The organism is Streptococcus sp. STC1396 (assembly GCF_058933875.1).
Window position 1 is genome coordinate 1 of the sequence record NZ_JBZYCU010000040.1, and the last position, 9004, is coordinate 9004.

Annotated in this window: 7 protein-coding genes; 1 reads left to right on the forward strand and 6 read right to left on the reverse strand. The window is 45.0% G+C overall.

Annotated elements, in window-relative coordinates; all coding sequences use genetic code 11:
• Positions 1-448 precede the first annotated feature (448 nt).
• The 6 genes from pheT to dnaG form a co-directional block, all read right to left on the reverse strand.
• Complete coding sequence (gene pheT / locus AC5FEC_RS10115) at positions 449-2878, reverse strand: phenylalanine--tRNA ligase subunit beta (protein ID WP_493662100.1); 2430 nt, start codon at positions 2876-2878, stop codon at positions 449-451.
• A gap of 125 nt (positions 2879-3003) precedes the next feature.
• The gene (locus AC5FEC_RS10120) at positions 3004-3513 is read right to left on the reverse strand and encodes a GNAT family N-acetyltransferase (protein WP_493662097.1); all 510 of its coding nucleotides are present in this window, start codon (positions 3511-3513) and stop codon (positions 3004-3006) included.
• 45 nt (positions 3514-3558) lie between these two features.
• Positions 3559-4608 carry a phenylalanine--tRNA ligase subunit alpha gene (pheS, locus tag AC5FEC_RS10125; protein ID WP_493662098.1) on the reverse strand — a complete coding sequence of 350 codons (1050 nt, stop codon included), beginning with the start codon at positions 4606-4608 and terminating at the stop codon, positions 3559-3561.
• Positions 4609-4907: 299 nt separating this feature from the next.
• Complete coding sequence (locus AC5FEC_RS10130) at positions 4908-5246, reverse strand: metal-sulfur cluster assembly factor (RefSeq protein ID WP_037614365.1); 339 nt, start codon at positions 5244-5246, stop codon at positions 4908-4910.
• Positions 5247-5372: 126 nt separating this feature from the next.
• Positions 5373-6485, reverse strand: coding sequence for an RNA polymerase sigma factor RpoD (gene rpoD, locus AC5FEC_RS10135; RefSeq protein ID WP_037614366.1), 1113 nt, complete (start codon positions 6483-6485; stop codon positions 5373-5375).
• A gap of 2 nt (positions 6486-6487) precedes the next feature.
• Positions 6488-8293, reverse strand: a complete 1806-nt coding sequence (gene dnaG / locus AC5FEC_RS10140; protein ID WP_493662099.1) for a DNA primase — start codon at positions 8291-8293, stop codon at positions 6488-6490.
• A gap of 134 nt (positions 8294-8427) precedes the next feature.
• On the opposite strand from dnaG, the gene mscL reads away from it, so the two are divergent.
• Positions 8428-8814 carry a large conductance mechanosensitive channel protein MscL gene (mscL, locus tag AC5FEC_RS10145; protein WP_037614370.1) on the forward strand — a complete coding sequence of 129 codons (387 nt, stop codon included), beginning with the start codon at positions 8428-8430 and terminating at the stop codon, positions 8812-8814.
• Positions 8815-9004: the final 190 nt, after the last annotated feature.

Below are 9004 nucleotides of genomic sequence, written 5' to 3' on the forward strand. Positions count from 1 at the left end.
GTGTTTTTTTTGCATGCCCTTTTATGGCTCAAAAAGTGTTAAAAATAAGACAGTAACCTCGGAATAGCTACTGTCTTATCTCATTTTTCACTTAAAGCCTTGACAGACTTGACAAATGGTAGAAAAATAAGACAGTAACCTCGGAATAGCTACTGTCTTATCTCATTTTTCACTTAAAGCCTTGACAGACTTGACAAATGGTAGAAAAAATACCAGATGAGGTGTTTTTTTGCATGCCCTTTTATGGCTCAAAAAGTGTTAAAAATAAGACAGTAACCTCGGAATAGCTACTGTCTTATCTCATTTTTCACTTAAAGCCTTGACAGACTTGACAAATGGTAGAAAAATAAGACAGTAACCTCGGAATAGCTACTGTCTTATCTCATTTTTCACTTAAAGCCTTGACAGACTTGACAAATGGTAGAAAAAGAGCCTCTTTTTATCTATACTACCGTACTTCTGCTCCGATATTTTCTTCCAATGATTTTTGGATTTTTTCCATGTATTTAGCCACTTCTTCGTCAGTCAGGCTAGCTTCTGGATTTTGGAAAGTCAGGCTGTAGGCCATGGATTTAAGGCCGACACCCAGCTTGTCACCAGAGAAGATATCAAAGAGCTTAATATCGGTCAAGCGCTTAACACCAGCTGCTTGGATTGCATCAAGAACCTCTTGGTGAGTGATTTCAGCCTTGAGCAAGAGTGCCACATCACGGCTGACAGCTGGGAATTTAGTAATTTCTGTAAATGGCAGTGCTGGCTGGAGCTGCTTCTTGATAGCAGACAGGTTGAGCTCAGCCACATAAGTTTCAGGAATATCGTAAGCCTTGGCTGTCGCAGGATGGACTTGACCGACAAAGCCAACAGGCTGGCCATTGATAGAAATCAGGGCAGTTCGTCCAGGATGCAGACTCTTCATCTGGCTGCTAGCCGTATACTCAGCTGTCAAGCCTAACTTAGCAAAGAGTGCTTCCACTACACCCTTAGCATAGAAGAAATCAACTGCTACTGGCTTGGTCTGGAAGTCTTTTTCATTAACCAGACCTGTCAAAGCAAAGGCAAAGCTATTGATTTCATTTGGCAGTTCTTCCTTAGGATTGCCAGTCTGCTCAAAGACTTTTCCAATCTCATAGAGAGCTAGATTCTTATTTTTACGAGCTACATTGTAAGCTAGGGAGTCCAAAATGCCAGAAACCATGTTCTGACGAAGAACGGAGCGCTCCACTGTCATCGGCCACATGAGCTCAGTCAAGTTACTAGGATTGAGAGTGAACTCAATCGCCTTTTCTGGCGTCGTCAAAGCATAGGTGATGATTTCTGTTAGCCCAGCTCCTTCTGCTAAGGTCCGTACTTGACGGCGCAGTTGCTGCGTTGCAGTCAATTCACCAGCAGTCCCGTCATCTTTTGGCAGGCTAGCTGGCAATTTATCATATCCGTAAATGCGGGCAATTTCTTCATAGAGATCCGCTTCGATTGAAATATCCCAGCGACGGCGAGGGACACTGACAGTGAACTGTTCAGCATTTCCTGACAAGCCAAAGCCAAGTCTGCGGAAGACATCCACAATATCTGTATAAAGTAAATCTGTTCCCAGCACACGGTTGGCATCCGCGAGACTAGATACCACTTCTACATCACTAGTGTCTAAGCTACCAGCGGATACGATACCAGCCTGAACAGTTGCACCTGCCAAGTCCGCAATCATACTTGCTGCCGCGTCCAAAGCTTCATTGACAGTTGCTACATTGATGCCTTTTTCAAAGCGGGAAGATGATTCAGAACGCAGATTAAGGCGACCGCTGGTCTTGCGGATTGATTTTCCATCAAAAACAGCCGCCTCCAGAACAACACGAGTGGACTGGCCAGAGATTTCAGTCGCTGCTCCGCCCATAACACCAGCAAGAGCAACTGCCTTATCCGCCACAGTAATGACTAGGTCGCTGGCTTCCAGCTCCCGATCTTCGCCATCAAGCGTCACCAGTTTTTCACCAGCACGCGCTTCCCGCACGACAATCTGGTCACCCTCAAAAGTATCCAAATCAAAAGCATGCATAGGCTGACCAAAGTAGAGCAGGATGTAGTTGGTCACGTCCACTACATTGTTAATCGGACGAATTCCTTCGTTCATAAGGAGATTTTGCAGCCACTGAGGACTTGGGGCGATGGTGACATTTTCCAAGATACGAGCCGCGTAGTAAGGGGCTTTCTCTGTCTCAAGGACTACTGAAAGGCTGTCAGCTGCCTGCTTTTCATTTTCCGCCAGCGGAAAATCTTTGAAATGCACTGACTTGTCATAAATAGCAGCCACTTCATGAGCCACCCCACGCATAGACAGAGCATCTGCCCGGTTTGGGGTGATAGAAAGCTCGATAATCTCATCGTCCAAGTCTAGATAAGAGAAGACTTCCTCACCCGGCACTGCTTCTTCAGGCAGGATTTGAATGCCATCCGCAAATTCCTTTGGCACGACAGAATCAGAAATGCCCAGCTCACCGAGAGAGCAGATCATGCCCAGTGACTCCAAGCCACGGATTTTTCCTTTTTTAATCTTATAATTGTCGGCAATGCGAGCACCCGGCAGAGCCACCATGACCTTGATGCCTGCGCGAACATTTGGAGCACCGCAGACAATCTGACGGTTCTCCTCTTCTCCGACATTGACTTGACAAACATGCAGGTGGGTATCAGGAACATCCTCACACGATACTACCTCACCAACAACAATTTTGGACAGGCCAGCAGCTGGTGATGTCACACCTTCCACTTCAATTCCTGTCGTTGACATTTTCTCAGCCAGCTCAGCGCTCGCCACATCAATGTCTACTAACTCTTTTAACCACTTATAACTTACTAGCATATTTAAGATATTAAGACCGGCCAATTGCCAAGGCAATTGGTAAAAGCGACCAAATTTTAGGGATTTGTCTGAAATCCTGATTTCAGAAACAAATCATCTAAATTTCGAGCTTTTAGGTCGTATCATTTCCTCTCTTTAAATTTTGTCTTTTATTTTAATTTCTTGCGCAGCAGCCAATCTATATCCACTGTCTCGCCAGTGACATAGTCGTGCTGGCTGAATTTTTCAAAGCCGTATTTAAAGTAAAATTCTTGGGCTCTGAAATTCTTTTCCCAGACGCCGAGCCAGACCCAGTCAAAGCCTCGTTTCTTGGCTTCTTCCAAGGCAAATTCAAACATTTCCTTGCCCAATCCTTGACCATGATAGGCTTTCAACACATAGATTCGCTGAACCTCAAAGGCTTGTGGCAGTTCTTGCTCCGTTTGAGCCTGTCCCCAGTTAAACTTGAGAAAACCAGCAATTTCACCGTCTTTGACAACAAAATAGGTCTCTGACTCAGGGTCTGCCAGTTCCTTTTCGATAGTTGCAAGCGACAGCTCATTGTCAAAATAATGAGCCATATCAGCTTCCTTGATAAATGGACCAAAGGTTTCTCGATAGGTCACGACCTCCAACTCCCGCAGGAGGCTCGCTTCTTCTTTCTTGACTCTGACTAGCATACTGCACTCCTTTCTCAGAAAAGCTGCATCTATGAATACAGGTTTCTACTTAAACTGCTGAGAAAAACGAATATCTCCTTGGTAGAAGCCACGAATGTCGTTGATACCGTAGCGAAGCATAGCTACCCGCTCTTGGCCAAGACCAAAGGCAAACCCAGAGTACTTCTCTGCATCAATGCCGCTCATTTCCAACACGCGCGGATGCACCATACCAGCTCCCATAATCTCAATCCAGCCGGTCTTCTTGCAGACATTACAGCCGGCACCGCCACACTTAAAGCAGGAAACATCTACTTCAACAGACGGCTCTGTGAATGGGAAGTAGGATGGACGCAGACGGATACTGCGATCTCCGCCGAACATCTTCTGGACAATCAGCTGCAGCGTTCCTTGCAAGTTTGCCATGGAAATATTTTCTCCAACTACCAAGCCTTCAATCTGATGGAACTGGTGGGAGTGAGTCGCATCATCGGTATCCCGGCGGAAAACGCGCCCTGGTGAGATCATCTTGAGTGGCCCTTTAGAAAAGTCATGAGCGTCCATAGCTCGCGCTTGTACTGGACTAGTGTGGGTTCTGAGCAGGATCTCCTCTGTAATGTAGAAAGTGTCCTGCATATCCCGTGCTGGGTGGTCCTTAGGCAGATTCATCCGCTCAAAGTTGTAATAGTCCTTCTCCACTTCAAAGCCGTCCACGACCTGATAGCCCATCCCGATAAAGATATCTTCAATTTCTTCACTAGTCTGGCTAAGAATATGACGGCTCCCTACCGGAATTTGACGGCCAGGCAAAGTCACATCCAAGGATTCTTCCGCCAGTTTCAGAGCTACTAATTGCTCTTCCATCTCTTGAGCAGTCTTTTCAAAGGCTGCTGTCAGAACATCACGCGCTTCATTGACATGCTTCCCGATAATCGGCCGCATTTCAGCTGAAATATCCTTCATCCCTTTCAGGACTTCAGTCAGCGAACCCTTCTTACCCAAGACTGCTACACGCAAGTCCTGCAGTTCCTTTTGATTCTCAGCCTTGAGCTGCTTGAGAGAAGCTAGAGTCTCTTCACGCAGGCTTTTCAGTTGTTCTTCAATCGTTCTTGTCATTTTTCCTCCAAAATAAAAAACGCGCCAATCTCCATAAGCGGAGCGTTGACACGCGGTACCATCCGTTTTTTATCTGGCAAGCCAGACCTTACTTATCAATCCTAGAGCAAGTGAATTCGCCTAGCTTTCATCTAGAGAGCTTTCAGTCGATGGCTCTCCTCCCTGTTAAACTTCCCCTAGGTTACTGGTCTTGCGGATTGCTATTTAGTTACGTTTCATTCTACCAGATTTTACTAACTTTGGCAAGGGAAATTCCATTATCAAACAAGAAAAACCTGCATCAAAGCAGGTTCCTTTACTCATTTAATCCCCAAGGCAATGCGGGCATATCGGCTCATCTTTTCCACTGTCCAAGCAGGATACCAGACCAGCTTAACCTCTGTCTTGGTCACTTCAGGGACATCTGTCATGGCATCATAGATTTGGTCGGTCAAGAGATCCGCTAGCGGGCAACCCATGGTCGTCAGAGTCATGTCAATTTCTGTCTCACCAGTGTCCCCATCAAAGCGAATTTCATAAATCAGTCCCAGATTGACAATATCAATCCCAAGCTCAGGATCAATAACCTGCTCCAAACTTTCTAAAATACGAGTTTTGATTCCCTCTATTTCTTGGGATGTATAATTTTTTTCTGACATGTAATACCCTCCTTATAGATATAGCAGAGATTTCAAGTTAGCTCGAGGGGGCTTTTGTTTTCAGCTAGTATTGCCGACTTGACGATTCCTGCTGAAGGCTTTCCACCTCTCCTTGCTCTTCAGTTCTTAATCTTCGATAAAGTCTCTGAGTGGTTTGCTGCGGCTTGGATGGCGGAGTTTGCGCAGGGCTTTAGCCTCAATCTGCCGAATCCGTTCACGGGTGACATTAAAGACCTTACCGACATCTTCCAGTGTCCGCATCTTCCCATCGTCCAGACCAAAGCGCAAACGCAAGACGTTTTCCTCGCGGTCTGTCAAAGTATCCAAGACTTCGTCCAACTGCTCACGGAGAACGACACGAGTTGTGTAGTCAACTGGATTCTCAATTACTTCATCTTCGATAAAGTCCCCCAGATGACTGTCATCTTCCTCACCGATAGGGGTCTCCAGCGAAACTGGCTCCTGAGCAATCTTGAGAATCTCACGAACCTTATCTGGTGTCATATCCATGCGCTCAGCGATTTGCTCTGGTGTTGGATCCTGACCTAATTCCTGCAAGAGATTGCGTTGCTCGCGAACTAGCTTATTAATGGTTTCCACCATATGGACCGGAATCCGAATAGTCCGAGCTTGGTCGGCAATCGCACGAGTAATCGCCTGACGAATCCACCATGTTGCATAAGTTGAAAACTTAAATCCTTTGGTGTAATCAAACTTATCAACGGCCTTCATCAGTCCCATATTTCCTTCTTGAATCAAGTCAAGGAACTGCATACCACGGCCAACATAGCGCTTAGCAATGGAAACAACCAAACGAAGATTGGCCTCAGCCAGACGCTGTTTGGCTTCCAAATCTCCCTGCTCTACCAAGATCGCCAACTCCTGCTCTTCTTCATTGCTGAGAAGCGGCACAACTCCGATTTCCTTCAGATACATGCGAACTGGGTCATTGACCTTGGCTGAATTGCTACCCAAGAGCTCTTCATCCGTCAGCTCTGCCTCTTCCTCTTCAGTATTCAAGACACGCGCGCTAGGATTTCCTTCCTTATCCGTGATAGAAATGCCCGCATCCTGAATACGCTGCAGCAAATCCTCAATCCCATCAGCGTCCAAGGCGAAGGGGATGACCAGTTTGTCGTTTATTTCATCATCCGTTGCTGCACCCGTTTGCTTGTGATTGCGGATGAATTCTGCAATTTGAACGTCTAATGTTGTTACTTCTTTTTGTTTTGTAGCCATACCTACTCCATTCTTCTTTTTTGTGCGATAAAGCGCTCCACCTCTAATATAGCGGCATCCTCATCTCCAGTATGCAAAGCTTCTCGAACCTTTTTGCTAATCAGCTGATTATTCTTTCGAAGCAATTCGCGTTCCCTAGTCAGCTCAACTTCTGCCAATTCTCCATCTTCCATCTCCTCTGGCAAATCTTCCTCCAACATCCGATACCAAAGTTGTTGGACTCTTTCTGGTAAGCTAGATAAATCCTGCGAAGTTACTTCACCATTGGCCAGTAAAAGCTCGTATAGCTCCTGCAATTCCGCCGTATCAAAGGCGAAATCTGCACGCAGCCGATAGCTGTTTAAAACCAGCGGATTATGTACCATACGATAAAGGATATGAATTTCTGCTTTTATCAACCGTGAAAGCTGTTTAGACAGCGGAATATCTACCAGTACAGGGCTTCTTAGAAATTCTGACTGCTGCCCGCTTCGACTACTTCGCTCAGCCAAACGGCTATTGTTAACCGTGTTCTCTACCTGCTGGTAATCAAAATCTGGCAACAGCTCAGCTAACATATAAATATAAGAGTTCTGAGCTGTAATGGACCGTGTCTGAGCGATGATAGGTGCCATCTGCTCCACAAACTCAATCTGGGCCTGCAGGTTTTCGATATTATCCGGTTTAAGATAACGTAGAAGAAACTCCACATTACTAATTCGCGTTTTGGTCAGATAATTTTGCAATTCCGCAGCAGAGTTTTTAGCAATAAACTCATCCGGATCCATATTGTCAGGAAGAGAGACGATTTCCACCGTCATATCCCGCAGCTCCTCTAAAGCCTTGGCTGTCGCAGCTTGACCAGCCCTGTCTCCATCATAAGTCAGAATAATTTTCTTACAATACTTACGCAGATGCTGGACATGCTCAGGTGTTAGAGCCGTCCCCATCGAAGCTACTGCATTTTCAATTCCGGCTCGATAGGCCGCAATCACATCCATGAAGCCTTCCATCAGATAGACTTCATGGCTCTTTTTAATCACCGGCTTGGCCTTATCCAGATGATAAAGCTCATAGCTTTTATTAAAAATAGCGGTGCTGCGACTATTCTTATACTTGGCAGTCTGTGAACCAGGCTCCGAATCTTGCCAAATCCGTCCGGAAAAGGCCACAACCTGCCCGCTCTCATTGGTCAGGGGAAACATAATCCGGTTCTGAAAAGCATCATAGACCAAATTGTTCTCTGCCAGATTGAAGAGACCTGAGTTCATAATGGTATGCTCATCAAACTTACCAGCCATACTCTTGTGAAGGTAATTACCTTCATTGGGAGCTAGACCGATTTGAAAATGCTTAATAACCTCATCCGTCAGCCCGCGCTGGTAGAGATAGGCTCGCGCTTCTTCTCCCATCTTGGTCGTCATTAGAACAGCATGATAAAACTTAGCCGCCTCGGTATGAATATCGTAGAGAGCCTGATGCGGATGAGCCTGTCTCGGTCGATCCTTGCCCGCTGTCTCTACAGCCAAGGAAATTCCTCCCCGCTCTGCTACAAGCTGAACAGCCTCCATAAAGGAAACGCCTCGGTAGTCCTCGATAAATTTAAAAACATCTCCTGACTTACCACATCCGAAACAATGGTAAAACTGTTTGTCCTCTACAACATTAAAGGAAGGCGTTTTTTCACCATGAAAGGGACAAAGTCCCAGAAAATTTCTCCCAGCCTTGGTCAAGGCTACTGTTTCTCCTATGACATCGACGATATTGACACTATTTTTTATTTCAGAAATGGTTTCTTTATCCAATAGACAATACCTCCAATTTATCATAGAATATCACTCTATATTTTATAATAAAATGAGGCAAATGTAAAATATTTGATAGACAAATGGCTTGAAAGAATCATTTATTTGAGCTATAATAAAATTTCAAATAGTAACTCATTTTTTGAAAGGAAAAAGAAATGTTAAAGGATTTGAAAGAATTTTTGCTTCGCGGTAACGTGATTGACTTGGCAGTCGGTGTTATCATCGCCAATGCTTTTGGAGCAATCGTCACTTCACTGATTCAGGATGTTATCACTCCTTTGTTCCTCAATCCAGCTTTGAAAGCTGCTGGCGTGGAACAAATCGCTGGTTTAAAATGGAACGGAATTGCTTACGGAAGCTTCTTAAGCGCAGTAATCAACTTCTTGGTAATCGGTACTGTCCTCTTCTTTATCGTCAAGACTGCTGAAAAAGCACAAAACCTTGCTAAGAAGAACGAAGAAGCTGCTGAGGAAGAGCCAGCTGGACCAACTGAATTGGAAGTCCTACAAGACATCAAAGCTTTGCTTGAAAAGCAAAACTAACCCTCAAGGAAAGGCACTGATGAATCGTCAGTGTTTTTTTGTTTCTTATTTTTAGAGAAGAAAAAAACGGCTCTATAATTTCTGTAGTGGGTAAATCCACCGCAGGGATTATGGAGCCTATTTTGTTGTAGAAAACATACTAAGATTAGTAGTGAAGAAATCTCCGACGGGAGAGAGTACTCACTACTTT

Coding starts and splice junctions, on each gene's coding strand:
- AC5FEC_RS10120 (WP_493662097.1), bottom strand. CDS start 3,513: ATGCTAGTCAGAGTCAAGAAAGAAGAAGCGAGCCTCCTGCGGGAGTTG.
- mscL (WP_037614370.1), top strand. CDS start 8,428: ATGTTAAAGGATTTGAAAGAATTTTTGCTTCGCGGTAACGTGATTGAC.
- AC5FEC_RS10130 (WP_037614365.1), bottom strand. CDS start 5,246: ATGTCAGAAAAAAATTATACATCCCAAGAAATAGAGGGAATCAAAACT.
- dnaG (WP_493662099.1), bottom strand. CDS start 8,293: ATGATAAATTGGAGGTATTGTCTATTGGATAAAGAAACCATTTCTGAA.
- pheS (WP_493662098.1), bottom strand. CDS start 4,608: ATGACAAGAACGATTGAAGAACAACTGAAAAGCCTGCGTGAAGAGACT.
- rpoD (WP_037614366.1), bottom strand. CDS start 6,485: ATGGCTACAAAACAAAAAGAAGTAACAACATTAGACGTTCAAATTGCA.